Genomic DNA, 21371 nt, shown 5'->3' with positions numbered 1-21371 from the left:
ATTGCCTAGTGATTTTAATAACCAATGGCTCCTATTTGGAACTGTTCGCTTTCTAAATTTACGTGATATTGTAAATCTAGTCTTATGGATTCATCCAATAATTGCTCGCTACTCATTTGGCTAAACTTTTGGGTTAAAAGGGCGTGATGCACCAAGGATACTTCTCGGTCAGACAAGTCTTTACCTTCTTGTGCGCTAAAGAAATGATTGCGGATAAGTTCGTTGCGCCACGCATTGGGGTCATTGTCATTGACCATGATGTGTTGAACGATTGTGCTTACAATTGGGTTCATTTCTGACATTCGACACCTTTTTATCATTGAATGTGATCACTTAATCTAGGCGGGTTATGTCGTTATTTCCAGAAATATCCATTGTTCATGAGTGAATGTTCTAACTAGATTTTTTTTGTAAATTATTCATATATTGAATCCTATGTGTACAGCTGGATCATAAAAAGTTTGTCTAAAAAAATGATAAAAAATAGACTGTGCATAACTTAATTCAGAGTACATCCATTTAATTTTTAATAACTATAAATATAAAATTGTTAAAGATGATGAATTTGATTTTTACTGGGGAGGATGCGATTCAAGAGTATTTAAGACAAGGCGGATTAACGAGTTTATAAGCATATTAAACAATAAAGCTGTTTGGCTTTATTGTTTAAATTCCCACTTGGCTATAGTAGATTTAAGTATCTCTAGCTTAATGGGTTTACTTAGAAAGTCACTCATACCCGCAGCAAAACATTCTTTTTGTTCTGCTTCGGTAGCTCCTGCTGTTAAAGCGATAACAGGAAGGTGAGAAAGCTTTTTGTTGAGACGAATGCGTTTTGTTGCACTTATGCCATCAAGTACGGGCATTTGGCAGTCCATTAAAACCATGCAGTATTGGGTTTTATCTAAAGCGAGAATGGCTTCTTCGCCATTCTCTGCGATATCAAATTCATATCCTAAACGTTTAAGCATGGCGGAGATAACCAGTTGATTCGTACGGTTGTCTTCTGCCACTAAAATGCGATTATTTGCTAGCGGTAAGGCAGATACGTGTTCATGTACCTGCTCTTTTTGTATTGCTGCGCCTTCTGAAAGGGTTATGGTGAATATGAAAGTGGAACCTTCTTCCAATTTACTTTCAACATAAATACGGCCCTGCATTAATTCTATTAAGCGTTTACTAATTTTTAACCCCAAGCCTGTACCGCCATATTTGCGGGTAGTAGAAGAGTCTACTTGGGTAAAGGCTTCAAATAAGGTGTTGAGTTTATCTTGAGGAATACCAATACCGGTATCTATTACCCTAAATTCAAGTTCAATGTTTGGTTGGCTTTTTAGGCAACGAACATCTAAGTGAATGCCGCCTGTAGATGTGAATTTCAAGCCGTTACTAATTAGGTTTAATAAAATTTGTTTAATACGAAGAGGGTCCCCATGTAAAAATTCTGGGATATGAGGATCAATATCAAACGTATATTTAAGGTTTTTCTCTTTCAATTGAGCCACAAAGATATCTTCTAAGGACTCGCAGATTTCTCTTAATGAAAAGTTAATGATCTCTAGTTCTAGTTTTCCGGCTTCAATTTTAGAAAAATCTAATATGTCATTAATAATTGATAATAACGTTTCACCGGATTTCTCTATGGTTGTGACATATTTTGATTGTTCATCAGTAAGTTGAGTTTGGGATAAAATATCCGCAATACCAATGATACCGTTTAACGGTGTTCTAATTTCATGGCTCATATGAGCTAAAAATTGAGATTTAGCTTCGGATGCAGCTTCCGCAGTGCGAGAGTCTTGCTCCGCTGACATAATTTGACGCTGTAATTCAGCTGCGTGTTTAATATCACGATAAGAGCGCAGGGCGTTTAACAGTGCCATTCTTAGTTTGTGTGCGGTGATATCTGTTTTACTTAGGTAGTCATTAATATCGTAATCTTGAAAAACAGACTCTTCTGGGGCCGCACCTGGTTGCCCGGTGCGTATTAATAAGCGGATTTCGTTGTTGTTGTATTCGTTACGTATGTGATTGACTAACTCTAGGCCTGCGTCATCGGTTTCCATGACCACATCAACCAATGCAACGGCTACATTATCGTGTTGAGACAGGTAATCAATGGCTTCTTTGGCGCTCATGGCGCTGGCCAGCTGAATAGGGCTGCCATCAAATTCGAAGCCACGCAAAACCATTTTGGTTAGTTGATGAACGTACTCGTCGTCATCTACTACCAAAACAAGGTAATCTTGATCTGTACTGCTTGATTCCACAACGGAATCATCAGAGGTGAATTCTGTTTCATCACCAAATAGCAGATCATCACCTGGGTCCATCTAGATCCTCCATAACCCGTACAACAAGGGTGCAATTGTAAGTATAGACACCCAAACATTATTATTTGCGCATTACCTCATATTATAATGACTTTTGCTTTGGATTTTTAGGATTAACCCATAAATTCAGCATATGGGTTAAGTCATTGAACTTAAATGGTTTCCCTAGGAAGTCATTCATACCACACTCCATGCATGCGGTGCGGTTACTGTCACGAATGTCTGCAGTTAAGGCAATCACAGGTGTGGCGGTTAATTGATTGTTTTTTTCGTGATGACGGATATGTTCTGTGCATTCTAGTCCGCTCATACCGGGGAGCATACAATCCATGAATACACAATGAAAGCGGTGTTCTTTAAAAAGTTCAAAGCCTTTTTCTCCTGTGTCTCCCCATTTTATTACACAGCCCATTTTCAGTAGGTACTGCTCAATTACCATGTAATTGATGGGATTATCTTCAACTACGAGAATGTGTAAGCCTTCAAATTCGGGGTTTACAGGGGCCGAAATCATTTTTTAAAACCCTTGAGACCTATGGAATATAAAAATGTGATTATTTGGTTATAAAAAATCACGCTACATACCAAGAGTGAGTGGTCATTTAACTATGGCAAAGGAATGCTTATTTAGCCAGAAAGAGAGGGAAATAAGGCCAGCATTACTGGCCTTACTGTTGGGATATTGTGGCGTTATTTTTTTGAAGTAGATGCCTCCTTGGCTTCTTTTTCCTTTTCATCCTCATGGTGTTCGTCTTCACGACCAATGTCCGAAATATCCCGAAGTCGCTCTAATACTTTGTAATTGACAGAGCCCCGAGGGAAAGTACCTTTCTTGGATAGTTTACCGGCATTTTTATCGGTTAATATTTCTAAGGCCTGATCAACCGATTCAATGCCGTAAATATAAAAGTCGCCATTACTAACCGCATTAATCACTTCTTGTTTTAATACTAGGTGTTTAACATTTGATGCAGGAATTAGCACCCCTTGTTTTGAGTTTAAACCTCTGGCTTTGCATATGGCGAAAAATCCTTCGATTTTTTCATTAATACCACCAACGGCTTGAACCTCACCATACTGGTTGATAGAGCCTGTCACAGCAAAACTTTGATGAATTGGCGTGTGGCTCAACGCGCTAATGAGTGCGCAGGCTTCTGCTAGTGATGCACTGTCACCATCCACATAGCCATAGCTTTGCTCCATTGCAATGGAAGCACTAACCTCAAGGGGAAATTCTTGAGCATAAGTATGCCCAAGATAACCGGTTAAAATCATCACACCTTTGGTATGAATATTTTGTCCAAGATTGGCTTCGCGTTCGATATCGACAATGCCGCGACCACCAGGATAAACCGTGGCGGTGATTCGTGCAGGGGCACCAAAGGAGTTGTCGCCAATTGATAATACGGTTAGACCATTGATTTTACCAACGGCCTCCCCTTGAGTGTCAATTAGTATGGTGCCGTCTAAGATATCATCTAGAATTTCTTTTTGAATGCGACCACTGCGTTGCTCTTTTGCATCTAAAGCTCGGCTTATGTGCTTCTCATTGATGCATTCATCTTGCGCTAATTTACGAATGAATTCTGATTCTGCTAGTAATTCAAATAAGTCACCAATGCGTGCGCTTAACTGACGTTGATCTTCAGCTAAGCGAGCACTGTGTTTAATTAAGCGAATTACGCCATCACGGCTTAGAGGTGCGTATTCTTTTTCTTCGCAGCGACTTTGTAATAAACGGGAGAAAGATTCGATATGTTCAGCTGTACAGGGTAGGTGATCATCGAAGTCCACCAGTACACGAAACATTTCGTTAAAGTCATCGTCAAGATCTTGTAGTAGATAATAGGTACTACGAGAGCCTATCAACACAATTTTAACATTTAATGGAATCCACTCAGGGATTAACGTTGTAGTGCTGATCATGCCCATTTCACTGTAAGGGCTTTCAATTTTTAATTGATTCGAAGATAAGGCACGTTTTAGAGCTTCCCAAACAAAGGGTTCGTGCAAGATTTTTTCAGCGTCCACAATTAAATAACCACCGTTAGCACGGTGCAATGCTCCGGGGCAAATTTTACGGTAGTGCGTCACTAATGCACCTTGGTCGCTTGTGTATTCAATGCGACCAAATAGGTTGGCGTAGTTTGGGTGAGCTTCATAAACCACTGGCGCGCCGGAATCTTGCTGGCGGCTGACCAGTAGATTTGGCATGTAAGTTTCTTCAAGAAACGTGCGTTTTGCACTGTCTTCACGGCTTTCTAAAATACGGTCGTCAGTTAACTCTGCAATGACCGTTCGATGCAGATTTTCTTTCATTTTGTTCAAATAGCTGACGATATCAGCAAGCTCTGCATATTTTTCAAGCAGCGGGTTTAATAATGGTACGACCGCTTCATCAATGGTTTCTTGATTTAACTTTTTTAAATCTTCGGTGCTTTCTCGTTTCCATTGGGGTAGTGGTACGAGTTCATCATTAAGCTGGCCTTCTAGCTCGTGAATATTATTGTGGAATGCTTCACGGGTGGCTTCGTCTAATTGTGCAAACTCGGTTTCATCCAGACTTTTTCCATCTTTCATAGGGGTGAAACTGATGGATGTACTATCGCGGTACATAGCAATGTTTAGTTTTAAAGCAGATTGTTCTATACGGTCAATGACTCGGTCATACCGTAAATTAAAATCTCGGTCGATGAGGCTTTTCTTTTGTTGATAAGTTGGGTGTTCAAACGCCGCAGGAAAGGTTGCTAACAGGCTATCAATTAGGCTGTTTAAATCTTTTTTGAAGGCTTGGCCTAAGCCTGCTTCTAACTCTAATTTTAGCGGTTCGCGGTTATTATCAAAATTGTTCACATAGGCCCAGTCACTCGGGCTGTTTTGACGCTTGGCTTCGCTTTTTAGGTACTCGGTAATGTATGAGCTGCGGCCAGTGCCAGAATCACCCATAACGTACACATTATAACCCGGTCGATCCATCGCTACGCCAAATTGGATGGCGCTTACGGCTCGGTCTTGACCTAATACACCATTATAAGGAGTGAGCTCATTGCTTTTTTCAAAGGTTAGGGTGTCTTTTGGAATTTGGATGCTTAATTGATCAGGTGTCAAAGAAGGGTGTGTCGCTTTTGCCATTAAAGGTAGAACTCCATTTTTATCTATTTTGAACCTTATGGTGATTTGCCTTTTCGAGCAAGCAAATCTGGGGGTTTTCCTGTGTTTTGGACTGACAGCGACAACTTTTTGATGGTTAAGCAAATTTATTGGTTAAAAAATTGACATATTAACGATGACAGGTCATATTTAATTGGGAATTTTAATGGGAGATTTTTAATATGGGCGTTCAGTTAGAAGATCGTACGACCATTGATATGTTCAAAGAGGCGCAAAGAGGGCGTCCTCGCTCAAACCCTTATCCTCGTGAGGTTCAAATTCGCATTAACAAGCGCGTGCAACGTATGCGAGATAAGCACCGTGGGATGCGACGTATGGAGGTGAAAATGCCACAAGATTTAGTGGCACGTTTAGATGAGTACGCTAAACAGCAGCTTTGCACTCGCACTGAAATCGTTGAGTTGTGCATTACAGAGTGGTTTGAAATGATGGAACAAGAATCACCTTAAATAGTTTTTACTAAGCAGTGTCTCCTGCTTGTAAGCCGCTAAAGCTTGTCTTTAGCGGCTTTTTTTGCTTTTTAAAAGCTGTGGTAAGATGCGCACTCCTTAATGCAGTTGGCTTGTGAATGTCTGAACTTCAACTTAATCAAGATGGGCAAAATTTAAGTTTACCCATTTATGCTCACCGCAACTCTTTGTATGAAGAATTGCATACCCGCCCATCACCCAAAATTGAGACTCCGTGTTATGTGACTCACTTGGCTATGATCCGAGGTGAGGGAGATGTTCAAGAAGAATATAATTTAGTAGTGGCCTTGTGTCAGCGTTTTAGCGTGAACCCTCCGGCTCCGGAAGCGTCTTGTTTTTATCAAAGCTTTGGCGGGTTTGAATTTCGTTGGGAATGTCATACTGAATTTTCAACCTATACCTTTATCCGCGCCATTGATAGTCAAAAAGAAGACGAATTTGGCTTAGCATTTATACCTAAAGATTGGATTAATCAATTGCCCGGTGAAATTGTCGTGGCGCTGAATATTCGCGCTCAAAATGACGAAATGGATGAAAGTCAGCAGTCTCATTTTTTTGAAGGGCAGCGCCCTGTGGGTTCTCATGTGGCCAATGGTAAGGCCAAGGCTTTAACTACTTTTAGATTGCACAGTGATGGTTTTGGTCGATGCCTCATTAATAATAAAGGCTTGAACGACTATCAGGCGGGTCGCTTAATTCAGAGAATATTGGAGTTGGAAACCTATCGTTTAATGGCGCTAATGGGTTTGCCGGTAGCTCGAGACCTAGGTAGTGAGGTATCTGAAATGGAGCGGTCTTTAGCGCAGCTTAACCAAGAAATTGCTGAGATCAAATCAGAGGAGAGTGAACGCGCACTTTTGAAGCGTATTTCTTTGATTGCGGCCAAAGTGGAGCAATTTCGTAGCGATACTAATTATCGTTTTTCGGCAACAAATGCTTATCACGCCTTAGTAGGTAAGCGAATGGAACAAGTTTACGAGCAAAGAATAAGCGGTATACAGACCATGCGTGAATTCCTTGAGCGCCGTTTAACCCCGGGGATTCGTACTTGTAATAGCGTAAGAGATCGGCTTGAAGACTTAAGTCGACGCATTCATCGTACTACTAGCTTGTTACGTACCCGGGTTGAAGTGAGTATTGAAAGCCAAAACCAGCGCTTATTGGTGTCTATGGATCGCCGCTCTAGCCTACAATTGAGGCTGCAACAAACGGTTGAGGGTTTATCTGTTGTGGCTATTAGTTACTACTTATTAAGTTTACTGGGTTATGGATTTGAAGGCATGGCTAGGTGGGGGTTACCGCTTGACGCCAAGGTCGCCTCAGGTATTGCTATGCCGATTGTTCTTGGTGGGGTGTATTTAAGTGTACGGCATCACATTAAGGCCATTGCACGCAAGTCAAAGTGATGAAATAAATGTTAGGATATTGGCATACTTATCGCTTCACTGTGGCAAGAATTACCTAAAGGACAGCTTTATGACACAGTCAATTGATCCTAGCTCTCAAAGCAACTACAAACGTCAGGAAGACGGCCTTCCAGATTGGCAATCAATGGCGAGCGCCAAAAGCTCGCCAGATCAAGCAGCTAATATGCTTCAGGCCAGTATATTGTTCTTACGTCGCTTCATTTGCCATGAATCCCTTTATGGTGATAGCGAAGGGGCGAAAGAGCTCTTAAAAGTGCAGGATTTACTGGGTTCCTTAGAGTCTTACAAAGAAGAAGCCTTTAATCAGCAGCTACGTGATAGTTATGACTTTGTTTGTTGTTATCTGGAACTGTTGTATGAGACGCAAGCTCCTTGGGATTTATGCCTAGAATTTGAACGCTTAGTGAAGATACTCGAAGCCATTCAATGTATGCAACAACAGGCAGTCTTAGGTGTAATGGGTTCTTTGGCTCAGTTAAATAGCTACCTTAAACCTCATTCTTAGGTATGAGTTTTAGTTCCACTTCAAATAAGTAACAGATTGTTTCTGTCTAACCCTTGCATGTTAGGCAGCATACTTTTATAAAGGCCAGCTACTTAATATGAAAGCCGTCTTTATATCGTATGTTACGCCTTGTTCAGTTGTACCAAAATACTATTTTGGCTCGCCCTAAATCAGCACTTATTGTCATTTTGCTACTGATATTGGCGGTGTTTCAAGGTGCTAAGCATTTTGAATTAGATGCATCGGCGGAGTCTCTTGTTCTAGAAAATGATCAAGACTTGATCAATTATCGTGACGTGGCTGAAACATTTGGCAGCAGTGAGTTTTTGATCGTCACCTACACGCCTCCTTGGCCGTTGTTTTCTGAAGCCTCGTTAAGCCTATTGAAAGAAATACGGGATGAATTAAAGGTATTACCCCGTGTTGAATCTATCTATTCCTTGCTAGATGTACCGTTATTAGAAAACCCACCTGTCCCAGTGACAGACTTGGTTAATAATATTAAAACCCTTGAGCATCCAGATGTGGATGTAGAAGCGGCAAAGCAAGAGCTGGCAAACTCCCCCATTTATAACAACATGCTGTTGAACTTAGAGCAAAACACAACGGCCATTCAAATTAATCGTCCATTTAATGATCGCCACCGCGCGTTAACTAAAGCACGAGAAGATATTTGGAAAAAACAAGAAATTGACCACTTATCAGCACAAGATTTACAAAAGCTAAATGAATTAGAGCATTCAATTAAAGAGCTGAATGCTGAAAACGCAGCTGTGTTGCATAAAGACATAATCAAAATTCGCCAAGTAATCGCTCCTTATAAATCTCAAGCTGAGATTTATTTAGGTGGTGTGCCAATGATTGCTGATGACATGATTACCTATGTTGAAAGTGATTTATTTACCTTTGGCATGGGTGTGTTTTTATTTTTAATTGTTACTTTAATGCTCATTTTCCGCCGAGTGCGTTGGGTAATTATTTCTTTAGGGTGCTGCGCTATTACAGTGGCAGTAATGATTGGTGTATTGGGGTTATTTAACTGGCGAGTGACGGTGATCTCTAGCAATTTTGTCAGCTTGCTTTTGATCATGTCCATGTCTATGTGTATTCACTTAATAGTGCGATATAGAGAAGCCCATAGTGAACACCCTGATGCTAGCCAGCTAGATTTAGTAAAAGAGACTATTGGTCATATATTTAAGCCTTGTTTGTATATGGCGTTAACCACCATGGTTGCCTTTAATTCACTAATATTCAGTGGTATTCGACCAGTTATTGATTTTGGTTGGATGATGGCCACAGGTGTATTTGTCGCTTTGGCTATTGTGTTTGTACTATTCCCTATTTTTGCTTTATTGGCGGGTAAACGAACTGAATCGGGTAATGTAAACAATCACAGCCCAATAACGGACTTATTTTTATGGGTTACGCTTAAGCATGGACGTAAGTTGATCTTTGCCAGTATTGGGCTATTTGCATTAGTGGTGTTGGGGTTGGCCCAGCTAAAAGTGGAAAATAGTTTTATTAATTACTTTAAGCAATCCACTGAAATATATCAGGGTATGGAAGTGATTGATCAGCGCTTAGGTGGTACCACGCCTTTAGAGGTAGTTTTGCAATTTCCGGTTGTGAATCAAGACTGGCAAGAAGAAGAAAACGACGATTTTTTCTTTGACGAACAAGAACCAGAAGATCCAACAAAGTACTGGTTCACCACTGAAAAAATAAACCGTATTAAGCAGGTGCATGCCTATTTAGATGCGCAACCTGAAATTGGTAAAGTATTGTCTTTAGCCACTATGGTAGAAGTGGCCGAAAAGATTCATGGCTCAGAGCTAGGCAGCTTTGAGCTGGCGCTTTTATACAGCGCCATTCCAGAAGAGTTCAAATCCATTGTGATTACCCCGTATGTGTCCCCTGAAAATGGACAGGCACGTATTAGTTTACGCATTTACGACAGCCTTCCGGATTTAAAAAGGGCTGAGCTATTACAACGTATTGAAACCGACTTACAGGCTAAACTAGAGCTAAAGCCGGATGATTACATGTTGGCTGGTATGATGGTGCTGTACAACAACATGCTTCAAAGTTTGTTCACCTCACAAATATTGACACTGGGGGCCGTGTTTGTGGGCATTATGTTCATGTTTATTTTATTATTTGGTTCGTGGAAAATGGCCTTAATCGCCATCGTGCCAAATTTATTAAGTGCCGGTGTTGTATTATCGGTTATGGGTTGGGCGGGTATTCCGTTAGACATGATGACCATTACCATTGCGGCTATCACCATTGGTATCGCGGTGGATGATACCATCCACTACATACACCGATTTAAAGAAGAGTTTGACGTGGTAGGCCAGTATCAGCAGGCGGTGATAAATTGCCATGCGTCTATTGGTAAGGCGGTTTATTACACCTCTTTAACCGTAATAGTAGGTTTTTCAATTTTAGCGTTGTCGAACTTTATTCCGACTATTTATTTTGGTCTTCTAACAGGGCTTGCCATGCTGATTGCATTGATATTAGTGCTAACCCTGTTGCCTAGATTGTTGATTATCTTTAAGCCTCTTGGCGCTGAATCCAAGCCTTAACCTCTTGCTCTAGAAGATCAAGAGGTAACGGCCCTAGGTTTAAAATATACGCATGATAGGCTGGCAAATTAAAACGTCGGCCTAATGTTTTTTGCGCTAACTGCTTTAACTCTAAGAATTTTAATTGTCCTACTTTATACGCAGTTGCCTGACCTGGCATGACTAAGTATCGCTTGATGGCATTGAGCGAGTCTTCTTTTGAAAAAGGTGTGTTTGCTAATCGAAAGGCCAATGCTTGTTCTATGTCCCAGCCGTAATAATGTAGCCCTGTATCAATGACTAAACGATTGGCGCGCCACAACTCCATTAGTAGGCGGCCGTACTCATTCCAAGGGTCTTGATAGGCCCCTAGCTCTTTTGCAAGGGTTTCTGCATATAACCCCCAGCCTTCACTGTATGCGGTAAAGTGATTGTGACGACGAAACTCAGGAATCACAGTGCTTTGTTGTGCATAAATTGTTTGTAGATGATGGCCGGGAATCGTCTCGTGATAAGCCAATGCTTCAAATTGAAACTTGGGCATTTCATTGAGTTTAGATGGGTTCATATAGTAACGACCGGGGCGATTACCATCATCACTTGGGCTTTGGTAAAAAGCCACAGGCGCGCTTTGTTCGCGATAGGATTCTACTGCAACCACTTCCATTGGAATGGCCGGTATATCAATAAACGCTTTAGCTAGTTGAGAGTTCATAGATTGAATATAGGCTTTGCTGTCTTTTAAAGCGTGTTGGTTGTCTTTGTAATAAAGGCTTTTCTCATTGCGGGTGTATTCAAATAAGGCTTCAATGGTTGGTTGCCCTAGTTTTGGCAATAACAGGGTGATTTCAGCTTTAATACGTTCAATTTCATTTAAACCTAATTGATGAATTTGCTCTGCACTTAGTTGGGTGGTGGTGATGGCTTGCAGTCTTAGGTTGTAATAATCTTTACCTGCTTTAAATTGATGCAACCCAGTATCTGCACTGGCAAATGCTTTTTGTTTTTTTAAGTGATTAATTAATTTTGTATAAGCCTTCTTAAAGTCTCGCTTTAAATAATATTCAAGACGGTTTTCAAGGATTTTAGAGCTCGAGTCATATAAGCCCAGCGGTTCAATTTTTTTCAGGTAATTACTCCAAATTACATTATGGATTTTGCTTTTATCAATGGGGTACCCTGAAATAGTCTTCTCACATGCTGCAATTACGTTGTCATATACAAACGCAGGAGGGCGAATACCTTGTTGCTCCCTGAGTGTTAACTGGTTGATAAGTTGATCCATCAATAGGTCTACATCTTTAACACGATCAATGTAATGACGAGCGTCTTCAATATTTTCAACTTGATGAATATTGCTTAAAAAATTTGGGATTTCTGTGTGAATACCAAACATTTGGTTAACAGGGAAGCTCATTAAACGATATTCATGGTGTTTGATGTGGTTTTCTAAGTCTCTTTTCAATATGGCGATGCTCAAGGAGTTTGCTTGATCTAACGCTGCAAGATCGATGGCGCTAATCTTGGTTAAAAAGGCTTGGACTTGCTCTAGTTGTTTGGTTTCAAATTCAGGGGAGTAATCGTCCCATTTTGTGTAATTGGTTTTAAGGCCACGATATGCTTGTAGCATTGGGCTACTGGCCAGAAGCCATTCGCCATATTCTTCAATGACGGCTAGCGCTTGGGCTAAGCTTTCATCCTTTTGTTGTTGGCTGATAATAGGTTCAGGGCTAACTTGAGGTTTGCTATTTAACTGGCAGGCAGAAGTTAGAGCCAATAGGGAGCTAAATAAGGTAATTTTTACGGATTGAGGTAATGACATTATTTCAATAATCCAGCTTGTTGTGCTTGAAGATATGCAGATTGAAAAATTTGTAAAAAGTTTAACAGTTCTTTGGCTGAATTCCTCTGATTGTGTTCAAAAAGCAGATGACTAACCGTCTCTATGGTACTCAAACCGAGGTTGCTTTGATTACGTCTAAGGGCATATTTACTGTTTGGCGCATTTAGGCTGATTCGTGGCAGTTGTGCAAGCCACGGGCTTTGCCGCAACATTTTACGGGACTCTTGCCATGTGGCATCGATCAATAGATAGCCTTTAATATCGTGTTGATCCTTTAGTGGGGTTTTATTTGTAGTATCAGACAGGAATTCGGGCTCGTGAGGGTACAGTAGAGCAAAACCTTCAAATTGCGCGCTTTGTTGGTGGTTTTTTAATCTGTGCCAAGTTTCACTTTGGACATTCGTAGCAATTTTGACCAGTCTGCCTGTGTTACTGTGTTTACTGTATTCCCTAGGGTGAAACAGCAAGCTACATGGTTTAGGGAGTTGTATACTAGGTGCTTGCTGGCAAACACAGTCCTGCATAGGTAAAGTACAACGATAGCAATAAATTAAAGACACTTTCACATCCAGTTTTTTAGGATTAAATTACACTTAGTGAAATATAAAAACGTGCAAGGTAGCTACATGTTAACAAAATTGGTTCAACTTTTAGTTTTAATTACCGCAACTCATACTGCTTTTGCTCTGGAGCCGATCCTAGGTAGTGAGCAAAAAATATATAATACTCAGGAATCTAAAGATCACTGGCTGATATTAGGCGCCATACAGCGTATTAGTGGCAGTTTAAAACCAGAAGCAGAAACCCGCCTTCAAGCTAATGTTACCCAGTGGTTATGGAAACTTCCTGAGGGACACAATAGCCAAGAGGGGTTTAATACCTTAAAAGCCCAGTTAAGTAAGCAAACAACCACGTTATTTGAATGCAAAGGCCGAGAATGCGGGTTAAGTAACGACTTTGCGAATCAGGTATTTAAGCAATCTATTTTGTATGGCCGTGATAGTGATCAATATTACTGGGCTGGATTAAGTGATGGGCGTAAACCCAGCGTTTGGGTGATCTATACTTCACAGCGTAGCGCTAAAAGAGTCTACGGATATGTGCAAAAAATAGAATTAAACAAAGGCGAGGTGGATAAATTAGATGGATTTGTTCAACAAGGCTTAGCACAAACTTTATTTGATCAAGGTTACATAGTGCTTTCTAAGCTAGGTGATGAAACCTTGTTGCGTGATGCACAAATACAGTGGCTTAAAAGCCTATTGAAAGAAAACCCCAATGAGCGTTTTGCTTTAGTGGTGCATCGTTATGGCGGTATGGAAAACCAAGCCTTAATTGAGCGTACTCAATTACAAGCAGATGGTCTGCTTGATCAAGTAGCCAAGGCTGGAGGCTTTATTAAAAATCTTTATGCGCATGGTGGCGGTGCGATGTTACCAAGAGCAAATTTAAATGATCGTATTGAACTGGTAGTACTTAAAAAATAAATGAAAAGTATCTCGTTAGTATTAGGTAGTGGTGGGGCTCGAGGGTACGCTCACATAGGGGTTATTCGTGCTGTATTAGAAAAAGGTTACGAGATAAAAAGCATAGCGGGTTGCTCTATGGGAGCGGTGGTTGGTGGGTTTTATGCCGCGGGTAAACTGGATGAATATGAACAATGGACTCGTTCTCTTAGTTACTTAGACGTACTCAAATTGGTGGATATTAGTTTATTAAGTAATGGTGCCATTCGTGGTGATAAGCTGTTTGCAAAATTGGCTCAGATGCTAAACGGCATTCAAATTGAAGATTTGAATGTTCCTTTTACAGCGGTTGCCACAGATTTAACTCAGCAAAAAGAAATTTGGTTTACCAAGGGGAGCTTAGAAGAGTCGCTGCGGGCATCAAGTGCGATTCCCTCGTTATTGATGCCAGTCATGAAAGGCTCCCGTGTATTGGTAGATGGTGCGGTGCTAAACCCATTACCTATTACACCTGTTGTAGGTTCCCATTCGGATGCTATCTTTGCTGTGGATTTAAGTGCCGATGTGCCTTTGCCCGGAGGGAAAGCCCCAGATGAAAACGAAGAAAAACAAGCTAAGCATCAATTAGAACAACATAATTGGTTTGCTCATTTAAAACTTAAAACGCTACAGTTTTTTGAGCGTGATGATGAAGTTGAAACCGAGAAGGCTTTGACAGCCAACCTTGGTAAGTTAGGTGTGGTGTACCAAATGTTTGATACCATGCAGGCATCGTTAACTCGATATAAAATAGCGGGCTATCATCCAGATTTACTTATACGTATCCCTAAAAACTCCATACGTTTTTATGAGTTTTATCGAGCAGACGAACAAATACAGTTGGGATACGACATAGCCTGTCGAGCGTTAGAAGGGTTCGAGCGCAGTGAAGCGAATACTTATGGGCAGCTTTAAGCGAAACATTGCGTTAAACTGCGCAAAAAAATTACGAGACTTTTAGTGAAAACAGACATGCAACAAGCGGTAGAGCAGCTACCCAGTATTATCGATTGGATCCGCTTTGCTGCCAGCGAATTTGAGCGTCAAGGGGTGTATTATGGCCATGGTACAGATAACCCTTGGGATGAAGCGGTACTATTAGTTACAGCGTCGCTTCAGATGCCATTTGAAATGACTCCTCAACAAGCCAGTTGTCGTTTGATTACTTCTGAACGAGAGTTATTAGCCGAGCGTATTGAGCGCCGTATCCAAGAGCGTATTCCTGTGGCTTACCTTATCAATGAGGCTTGGTTCTGCGGAATGCCGTTTTATGTGGATGAGCGTGTATTAGTACCGCGCTCACCTCTGGCTGAGATTATTCAAAATCGTGTTAGCCCATGGATGGACGGTAAAGAGCCCAGTCGTATATTGGATTTATGCTGTGGCAGCGGTTGCATTGGTATTGCTTCACTGCAAGCCTTCCCTGATGCCCAGTTAGACTTAGCGGATTTAAGCCGTGATGCATTGGATGTGGCTGAAATAAATATCGAGCGTCATCAATTATTTGATCAAGTGGCCGCCATTGAATCCGATTTATTCGCTAACCTGCAACCCGGTTATGATTTAATCCTATCCAACCCGCCTTATGTAGACGCTGACGATCTAGCCGACATGCCTGACGAATATCAGCATGAACCGGCTATGGGTCTAGGCAGTGGTGATGACGGCTTAGATATTACCCGTCAAATACTGGCAAATGCATGCGATTACTTGAATCCTGAAGGCGTGTTAGTGGTAGAAGTAGGTAATTCATGGGTCAACCTAGAAGCGACCTTCCCAGATGTGCCGTTTACTTGGTTGGAATTTGAGCAAGGCGGTGATGGTGTGTTTGTCTTTACCCGTGAACAACTAGCCGCGCATCAGCACCACTTCCGTGTATAATAAACCCAATTTTTTAGTTAATAAGCAGTTTACTTATGTCTGGTAATTCATTCGGTAAATTATTCACCGTTACCACCTTTGGCGAAAGCCATGGGGTGGCCCTTGGTTGTATTTTGGATGGCTGCCCGCCGGGTATTGAAATCTCAGAAGAAGAGATTCAAGTTGAGCTAGACCTGCGCAAACCAGGGACTTCTAAGTTTACAACTCAGCGCCGTGAGCCAGATCAAGTGAAGATCATGTCTGGTATTTTCGAGGGCAAAACCACGGGCACGCCCATTGGCATGATCATCGAAAACACCGATCAACGCTCAAAAGATTACGGCGATATTTCACAGAAATTTCGTCCAGCACACGCTGATTATGGTTATACACAAAAATATGGCTTCCGTGATTACCGTGGTGGTGGCCGCTCAAGCGCCCGTGAAACCGCCATGCGCGTGGCCGCTGGCGCGATAGCTAAAAAGTTCTTAGCATCAAAAGGCATTGAAGTACGCGGTTATTTATCGCAACTGGGGCCTGTTAAAGCTGAAAAGTTTGATTGGGAGCAAGTGCGTCAAAACCCATTTTTCTGCCCAGATGCGGACAAAGTGCCAGAAATGGAAGCCTACATGAATGCCCTGCGTAAAGAAGGGGATTCCATTGGTGCTAAAATCACCGTTGTGGCAACAGGTGTGAAACCCGGTTTAGGTGAACCTATTTTTGATCGTTTAGACGCCGATTTAGCCCATGCCCTAATGAGCATTAATGCCGTAAAGGGAGTTGAAGTCGGCGATGGCTTTGATGTGGTTGAGCAAAAAGGTTCTGAACATCGTGACGAAATGACACCTCAAGGGTATTTATCGAATCATTCCGGTGGTGTGTTGGGTGGCATCAGCTCTGGCCAAGATATCATTGCGCATATTGCTCTAAAACCTACGTCTAGCATTACCGTGACAGGTAAAACCATTGATGTGAACGGTGAGCAAACTGAACTCATCACCAAAGGTCGCCATGACCCATGTGTGGGTATTCGCGCAACGCCAATCGCAGAAGCCATGATGGCCATTGTGCTGGCGGATCACTACCTGCGTCACCGTGGGCAGAATGCCGATGTGAATTGCACAACCCCTGTGATTCCACCTCAGGCTTAATGTTTATCAGTGTGACGTTAAAAACGCTCAATGGCTTCATTGGGCGTTTTTTTATGGTTCAGTTATTAGGTTTAATATAAATGAAGAATGCCCATGCCAAATAATCCTGATGTGCCTTATTGGCGACTATCTTCGTTTTATTTTTTCTACTTTGCTTTATTGGGCTGTATTTCTCCCTATTGGGGTTTATTTCTTGATGATAAAGGCTTTAGCGCTCAAGAAATTGGCGAGTTAATGGCCTTGTTTGGCTTGGTGCGCATTCTAGCGCCCAATGTTTGGGGCGCACTAGGGGATTACACAGGTAAACGCATGCCGTTATTGCGTTTAGGCTGCGCTTTTTGTTTTTGCATCTTTTTAAATATTTTTTGGGTAAATGACTTTATTTGGATGGCACTCATTATGGTTGGCTATGGCTTTTTCTGGGCCGCCGTGCTCCCCCAATTTGAAGTGGTGACGCTTAATCATTTAAAAGACCAAACGGATCAATACTCTAAAATTCGTATTTGGGGCTCTATTGGTTTTATCGTATTTGTGGCGTTACTGGGTTGGGCGTTTGATTATATCAGTGTGAGTTTTTTGCCTGCATTTATGCTGCTGTTACTTGCAGCTATATTTTTGAGTAGCACATTGATCAAAGGTAAAGAAATCCCCCATGATCACGAAAGCACAGATGGTTTTTTGTCCTTAGTGTTCAAACCGACGGTTATAGCTTTTTTACTTGCCTCGTTTTTAAATCAAGCTAGTCATGGCGCTTATTACACATTTTTTAGTTTATACCTAGAACAATTTGGTTACAGTAAAAGCATGATCGGTTTCTTATGGGCACTAGGTGTGCTGGCTGAGGTGGGCATCTTTTTAATTGTCCATAGAATATTCGCCAAAATCGATCATAAAACCGTATTAGTGGTGAGCTTATTGTTGGGTGGCCTACGTTGGATAATCACCGCTCATTTTGTTGAAACGCTATGGGTATTGGCATTAATGCAATTACTCCATGCTGTCACTTTTGGAGCAATGCACTCGGTGGCCATGCATTACATTCATTTGTACTTTAAAGGCAAGCATCAAGGGCAGGGGCAAGCGTTGTTTTCTAGCTTCACCTATGGTGCTGGCGGCGCATTGGGTGCGTATGTGTCTGGCTTAGTTTGGATGCAAGACCTAGGCGTTACCATGTTTGAGTGGGCAGGGTACAGTGCCTTGCTTGGATCATTGATCGCTTGGATCTGGGTTAAAAAAGCAAATAACTAACCGTATGGGCGGATTACTCCTCGTTTGTAAGGTTGTTGTTCTGGTATTATTTGTGGAATTGTGCAGAATACATTGTAATAAAAAACATCATGTTTTGATGTATACCGAATACCGGAGATAACATGAAAAAAATACTGCTTATAATTGTAGCGATTATTGTTCTACTACTGTCATTTATGATTTTTAGCAAATCTGGGCAAAACTATTTATATTCTGTTGCCATGGATGCAGCTGAAGAAAAAGCAGGGTTTGTGCAAAATACTGTACAAATTGATGACCATGAAATCGTTTATTTAGATCGTGCTTCAACAAAAGCGGACGCGCAAGTAATTGTTCTGCTACATGGCTTCTCTTCTAATAAGCATACTTGGTTAACCTTTAGTACTCATATTGATGCATCTTTCCGTGTTATTGTCATTGATTGGGCTGCTCATGGTGAAAGCACATATAAGCCTACTGGCGATTATAGTTTAGTGGCTCAATCAAATCGTTTAAAGATGGTGTTTGATAAACTCAATATCCCTAAGGCTCACCTAGTGGGTAACTCTATGGGTGGCGCTATCGCAGCGGATTTTGCTTCAAGATTTCAGGGAAAAGTATCAACACTTACTCTGATGAACTCAGGTGGAGCAGATGACTCTACCTCTGATACAGAGATGGAAAAAGGGCTAAAAGAAGGAAAGTTATTACTACTTGTTGAGAAGCCTGAAGATTATGATCGCACTGCTGCACTTGCTATGGTGGACCCAATTAAAATTCCTTATCCAATTGAACAAGCCATGATTATGCAGTCCGTTAATAGATATGAACGTTTTAAAAATGTTTTCCTTCAAATTTTAAATGATGGAGATGAAATTAGCACAGACTACCTTAAAGAAATTAGCGCCCCTACGTTAATTTTATGGGGAGAACAGGATAAGATTTTAGGTGTAGAAAATGCCAAAATCTTTGATGAAAATATCTCAAATACTAAGCTTATTATCTATAAAAATGTAGGGCATGTTCCTATGCTAGAAATACCAGAGCAGTCAGCTAAAGATATTAGTGAATTTATCATGCAGCACTAAGTACTATCTTTAGGTGTTAACAATAATAAAGGGCGTATTTTTACGCCCTTTATTATTTTTGAGGGTACTTATTGAGTGGTCTGCCCATAATGAACGTGCATTTGTAGAAAGACCTGTAGTACCGTAATTACTTAAACAATCACTTAAATATGATTACGTAAGGTTTAAGTGTCCAAAAAGCGCATGTTGTCGGTAATTCAATTTTCCCCTGATCATTATTCAAGAAAGTGCAAATCTTGATGCTTATGGCATTTATTGAGACGCACTAATTGCGAATCAAATAATCACATCTTTTTTAATGAACCCAATATCCAGGGCTTATTCTATTTAGTTTTAAAAAAGTGAGGTAAGAACACAGGCAGATACAAAAAATTACTTTTCTATTTCTATTTTTGAGTGTATAAAAAACATACAAATAAAAATAATAAAAAGGTCTGTCATGAGTAATATTACCCCATTAACCAAATACCCCTTTTTTCAGTTGATCTCAAATTCAGATCAAGCCGAACTAGCGCTGAGTGTGTTAACCGTATTTGGCAGTCCAAGAGAACAGGCGTTTTTGAAGCCAGAAGCTCAACAAATCCAGCACGATTTTATGAGTAGCGATGGCGGTGCGTGTATTGTGAGTGCTATAAATAATTTACTTAGTGCTTATCTTGAAACCCATGGTGAATTTAGTGATCAACTGACAATATTCTTGAGTAAGAGCTTAGTGCAACAGAAACTGGCGAAGGCTGGGTAGTTTCCATTGCTCTGTTTTTAAAAAGCTTTGTACGGATGTACATGTTCTTTTGCTTGAGTATTTTAAAGAATGGACTCTAAATCGTTTAATATTTATCTAATTATTTGTTGAGAGTGGTTTAAGAAAAATCGACCTATTTTTCTTTTGCTATTTCTGCTTGTGTTAGTTCGGAAGCTCAAAGGTGGTAAACGGATACACAAATGAAGCCTCTAAATTTAAAGTTGGTCAGTCTGCTAAAGTTGTAGAGGTAAAGTCTGTGTTTGACTGGCAGTTAAAATATAAATTAGTAAAGCAATAAAAAAACGGTGGCTAGGCCACCGTTTTTTATGATTGTGAAACTGAATGGATTCCGGCTTGCTTGTACATCGAAGCTGGAATGATAAAAGTTTGAATAATTTTTTGACAAAGGCGAATCGAGAACTTTAGCTGCGTCTCCCGTCAATCAAGCATCATGAAACGTTTCACAGGCATACAAGGTGTTCTCCATTAGTGTGGCCACCGTCATTGGCCCTACACCACCGGGGACTGGAGTAATGTAGCTGGCGCGTTCAGAGGCTACGTTGTAATCCAAATCTCCGGCTAGCTTGCCGTTCTCTAATCTGTTCATGGCTACGTCAATAACGATGGCGCCCGGTTTTATCCAGTTTGAGTCTACAATACCGCGTTTACCAACGGCGACGATGAGTAAATCGGCCTGTGATACATGGTGTTTTAGGTCTTTAGTGAAGCGATGGCATACGGTGGTAGTGCTGCCTGCGAGCAGTAATTCCATGGCCATTGGGCGACCTACGATGTTGGATGCGCCTACGATGACGGCGTGTAGGCCTTTTACATCTAGTTTGTAATGTTCAAGTAGGGTCATGATGCCAGCTGGGGTACAAGAGCGCAGAGTAGGGATGCGCTGGCATAATCGGCCAACATTGTAGGGGTGAAAGCCATCTACATCCTTATTTGGATGAATGCGTTCTAATACTTTGGTGCTGTCGATATGAGCCGGTAATGGCAATTGCACTAAAATACCATCAATGGTGCCATCCGCGTTCAATTCATCAATTAAACTCAGTAGGGCACCTTCTGAGGTTTCGCTTGGCAGGTCATGGCCCACGCTGTGTATGCCAATAGCTTCACAGGCTTGACGTTTTTTACCTACATATACTTGGCTAGCGGCATCGCTGCCGACTAATATGACGGCCAAGCCCGGTGCACGTTTTCCAGCATTTGTGCGTTGTTGAATACGTTGAGCTACTTGCTCCTTGAGGGTGGCGCTAACGGCGTTTCCGTCAATGGGTTGTGCACTCATGGCTTTCCTACTGGTATACAAAAAAATTAGCGCAATTTTCGCATGGTTCGCGTGTAATACAAAGTGCTTGTGATAATTCTTCTAAATTCTTGGAACTGCTTGTTTTATATAAAATTTTTAGAAAAAACAGTTGACGGACAGGGCGCTCATACGTAATATGCGCATCCACTTGGTGAGGA

Annotated in this window: 18 protein-coding genes; 11 read left to right on the top strand and 7 right to left on the bottom strand. The window is 41.2% G+C overall.

The features are described from left to right. Nucleotides 1-14: 14 nt before the first annotated feature. The 4 genes from ABWV45_RS02525 to ABWV45_RS02510 all read right to left on the bottom strand — a co-directional run bounded on the left by ABWV45_RS02525 (nt 15) and on the right by ABWV45_RS02510 (nt 5465). A complete protein-coding gene (locus ABWV45_RS02525; RefSeq protein WP_353348355.1) occupies nt 15-302 on the bottom strand; it encodes a hypothetical protein in 288 nt (95 codons plus the stop codon). Nucleotides 303-659: 357 nt separating this feature from the next. Further along, nucleotides 660-2333, bottom strand: coding sequence for a response regulator (locus tag ABWV45_RS02520; protein WP_353348353.1), 1674 nt, complete (start codon nt 2331-2333; stop codon nt 660-662). 82 nt (nt 2334-2415) lie between these two features. Beyond that, nucleotides 2416-2847, bottom strand: a complete 432-nt coding sequence (locus tag ABWV45_RS02515) for a response regulator (RefSeq protein WP_353348351.1) — start codon at nt 2845-2847, stop codon at nt 2416-2418. Nucleotides 2848-3023: 176 nt separating this feature from the next. Then, a complete protein-coding gene (locus tag ABWV45_RS02510) occupies nt 3024-5465 on the bottom strand; it encodes an AAA family ATPase (RefSeq protein WP_353348349.1) in 2442 nt (813 codons plus the stop codon). A 200-nt stretch (nt 5466-5665) separates the two neighbouring features. Between ABWV45_RS02510 and ybfE the strand changes: the two genes are divergently transcribed. The 4 genes from ybfE (at nt 5666) to ABWV45_RS02490 (ending at nt 10497) form a co-directional block, all read left to right on the top strand. Then, the gene (gene ybfE / locus ABWV45_RS02505) at nt 5666-5953 is read left to right on the top strand and encodes a LexA regulated protein (protein ID WP_353348347.1); all 288 of its coding nucleotides are present in this window, start codon (nt 5666-5668) and stop codon (nt 5951-5953) included. A 119-nt stretch (nt 5954-6072) separates the two neighbouring features. Next, nucleotides 6073-7380: a DUF3422 family protein gene (locus ABWV45_RS02500; protein ID WP_353348345.1), complete on the top strand. Its 1308-nt coding sequence runs from the start codon at nt 6073-6075 to the stop codon at nt 7378-7380. A gap of 70 nt (nt 7381-7450) precedes the next feature. Beyond that, on the top strand, nt 7451-7906 hold the full coding sequence (locus ABWV45_RS02495; protein WP_353348344.1) for a hypothetical protein: 456 nt from the start codon (nt 7451-7453) through the stop codon (nt 7904-7906). A gap of 119 nt (nt 7907-8025) precedes the next feature. Beyond that, entirely contained in the window at nt 8026-10497 is a 2472-nt protein-coding gene (locus ABWV45_RS02490) for an efflux RND transporter permease subunit (protein ID WP_353348343.1), read from the top strand. Here ABWV45_RS02490 and ABWV45_RS02485 read toward each other — a convergent pair. After that, a complete protein-coding gene (locus ABWV45_RS02485; protein ID WP_353348341.1) occupies nt 10466-12298 on the bottom strand; it encodes a DUF885 domain-containing protein in 1833 nt (610 codons plus the stop codon). The two genes, ABWV45_RS02490 and ABWV45_RS02485, sit on opposite strands and share 32 nt — an antisense overlap. Beyond that, nucleotides 12298-12879, bottom strand: a complete 582-nt coding sequence (locus ABWV45_RS02480; RefSeq protein WP_353348339.1) for a DTW domain-containing protein — start codon at nt 12877-12879, stop codon at nt 12298-12300. Before ABWV45_RS02480 ends, ABWV45_RS02485 begins: the two co-directional genes overlap by 1 nt. Before the next feature lie 66 nt (nt 12880-12945). Between ABWV45_RS02480 and ABWV45_RS02475 the strand changes: the two genes are divergently transcribed. The 7 genes from ABWV45_RS02475 (at nt 12946) to ABWV45_RS02445 (ending at nt 19892) form a co-directional block, all read left to right on the top strand. Continuing rightward, a complete protein-coding gene (locus tag ABWV45_RS02475) occupies nt 12946-13806 on the top strand; it encodes a DUF4892 domain-containing protein (protein WP_353348337.1) in 861 nt (286 codons plus the stop codon). Beyond that, the gene (locus ABWV45_RS02470; RefSeq protein WP_353348335.1) at nt 13807-14739 is read left to right on the top strand and encodes a patatin-like phospholipase family protein; all 933 of its coding nucleotides are present in this window, start codon (nt 13807-13809) and stop codon (nt 14737-14739) included. A 45-nt stretch (nt 14740-14784) separates the two neighbouring features. Further along, the gene (gene prmB, locus ABWV45_RS02465; RefSeq protein ID WP_353348333.1) at nt 14785-15705 is read left to right on the top strand and encodes a 50S ribosomal protein L3 N(5)-glutamine methyltransferase; all 921 of its coding nucleotides are present in this window, start codon (nt 14785-14787) and stop codon (nt 15703-15705) included. Nucleotides 15706-15740: 35 nt separating this feature from the next. After that, nucleotides 15741-16835, top strand: coding sequence for a chorismate synthase (aroC, locus tag ABWV45_RS02460; RefSeq protein ID WP_353348331.1), 1095 nt, complete (start codon nt 15741-15743; stop codon nt 16833-16835). A 93-nt stretch (nt 16836-16928) separates the two neighbouring features. Then, the gene (locus tag ABWV45_RS02455; RefSeq protein WP_353348329.1) at nt 16929-18083 is read left to right on the top strand and encodes an MFS transporter; all 1155 of its coding nucleotides are present in this window, start codon (nt 16929-16931) and stop codon (nt 18081-18083) included. Between the two features lie 122 nt (nt 18084-18205). Further along, nucleotides 18206-19150 carry an alpha/beta fold hydrolase gene (locus ABWV45_RS02450; RefSeq protein ID WP_353348327.1) on the top strand — a complete coding sequence of 315 codons (945 nt, stop codon included), beginning with the start codon at nt 18206-18208 and terminating at the stop codon, nt 19148-19150. Between the two features lie 439 nt (nt 19151-19589). Beyond that, nucleotides 19590-19892 (top strand): hypothetical protein, encoded by a 303-nt coding sequence (locus ABWV45_RS02445; protein WP_353348325.1) that lies wholly within the window; start codon nt 19590-19592, stop codon nt 19890-19892. 442 nt (nt 19893-20334) lie between these two features. Here ABWV45_RS02445 and folD read toward each other — a convergent pair whose 3' ends face one another. Next, on the bottom strand, nt 20335-21192 hold the full coding sequence (folD, locus tag ABWV45_RS02440; RefSeq protein WP_353348323.1) for a bifunctional methylenetetrahydrofolate dehydrogenase/methenyltetrahydrofolate cyclohydrolase FolD: 858 nt from the start codon (nt 21190-21192) through the stop codon (nt 20335-20337). Between the last annotated feature and the right edge of the window lie 179 nt (nt 21193-21371).

The sequence above is a fragment of the Oceaniserpentilla sp. 4NH20-0058 genome, from assembly GCF_040371755.1.
Classification (GTDB): Bacteria; Pseudomonadota; Gammaproteobacteria; order Pseudomonadales; family Oceanobacteraceae; genus Bermanella.
This window is presented reverse-complemented; position numbering and strand designations above follow the sequence as displayed.

Coding starts and splice junctions, on each gene's coding strand:
- ABWV45_RS02525 (WP_353348355.1), bottom strand. CDS start 302: ATGTCAGAAATGAACCCAATTGTAAGCACAATCGTTCAACACATCATG.
- ABWV45_RS02455 (WP_353348329.1), top strand. CDS start 16,929: ATGCCAAATAATCCTGATGTGCCTTATTGGCGACTATCTTCGTTTTAT.
- aroC (WP_353348331.1), top strand. CDS start 15,741: ATGTCTGGTAATTCATTCGGTAAATTATTCACCGTTACCACCTTTGGC.
- ABWV45_RS02475 (WP_353348337.1), top strand. CDS start 12,946: ATGTTAACAAAATTGGTTCAACTTTTAGTTTTAATTACCGCAACTCAT.
- ABWV45_RS02510 (WP_353348349.1), bottom strand. CDS start 5,465: ATGGCAAAAGCGACACACCCTTCTTTGACACCTGATCAATTAAGCATC.
- ybfE (WP_353348347.1), top strand. CDS start 5,666: ATGGGCGTTCAGTTAGAAGATCGTACGACCATTGATATGTTCAAAGAG.
- ABWV45_RS02500 (WP_353348345.1), top strand. CDS start 6,073: ATGTCTGAACTTCAACTTAATCAAGATGGGCAAAATTTAAGTTTACCC.
- ABWV45_RS02495 (WP_353348344.1), top strand. CDS start 7,451: ATGACACAGTCAATTGATCCTAGCTCTCAAAGCAACTACAAACGTCAG.
- ABWV45_RS02445 (WP_353348325.1), top strand. CDS start 19,590: ATGAGTAATATTACCCCATTAACCAAATACCCCTTTTTTCAGTTGATC.
- ABWV45_RS02520 (WP_353348353.1), bottom strand. CDS start 2,333: ATGGACCCAGGTGATGATCTGCTATTTGGTGATGAAACAGAATTCACC.
- ABWV45_RS02515 (WP_353348351.1), bottom strand. CDS start 2,847: ATGATTTCGGCCCCTGTAAACCCCGAATTTGAAGGCTTACACATTCTC.
- ABWV45_RS02490 (WP_353348343.1), top strand. CDS start 8,026: ATGTTACGCCTTGTTCAGTTGTACCAAAATACTATTTTGGCTCGCCCT.
- ABWV45_RS02450 (WP_353348327.1), top strand. CDS start 18,206: ATGAAAAAAATACTGCTTATAATTGTAGCGATTATTGTTCTACTACTG.
- ABWV45_RS02470 (WP_353348335.1), top strand. CDS start 13,807: ATGAAAAGTATCTCGTTAGTATTAGGTAGTGGTGGGGCTCGAGGGTAC.
- folD (WP_353348323.1), bottom strand. CDS start 21,192: ATGAGTGCACAACCCATTGACGGAAACGCCGTTAGCGCCACCCTCAAG.
- ABWV45_RS02485 (WP_353348341.1), bottom strand. CDS start 12,298: ATGTCATTACCTCAATCCGTAAAAATTACCTTATTTAGCTCCCTATTG.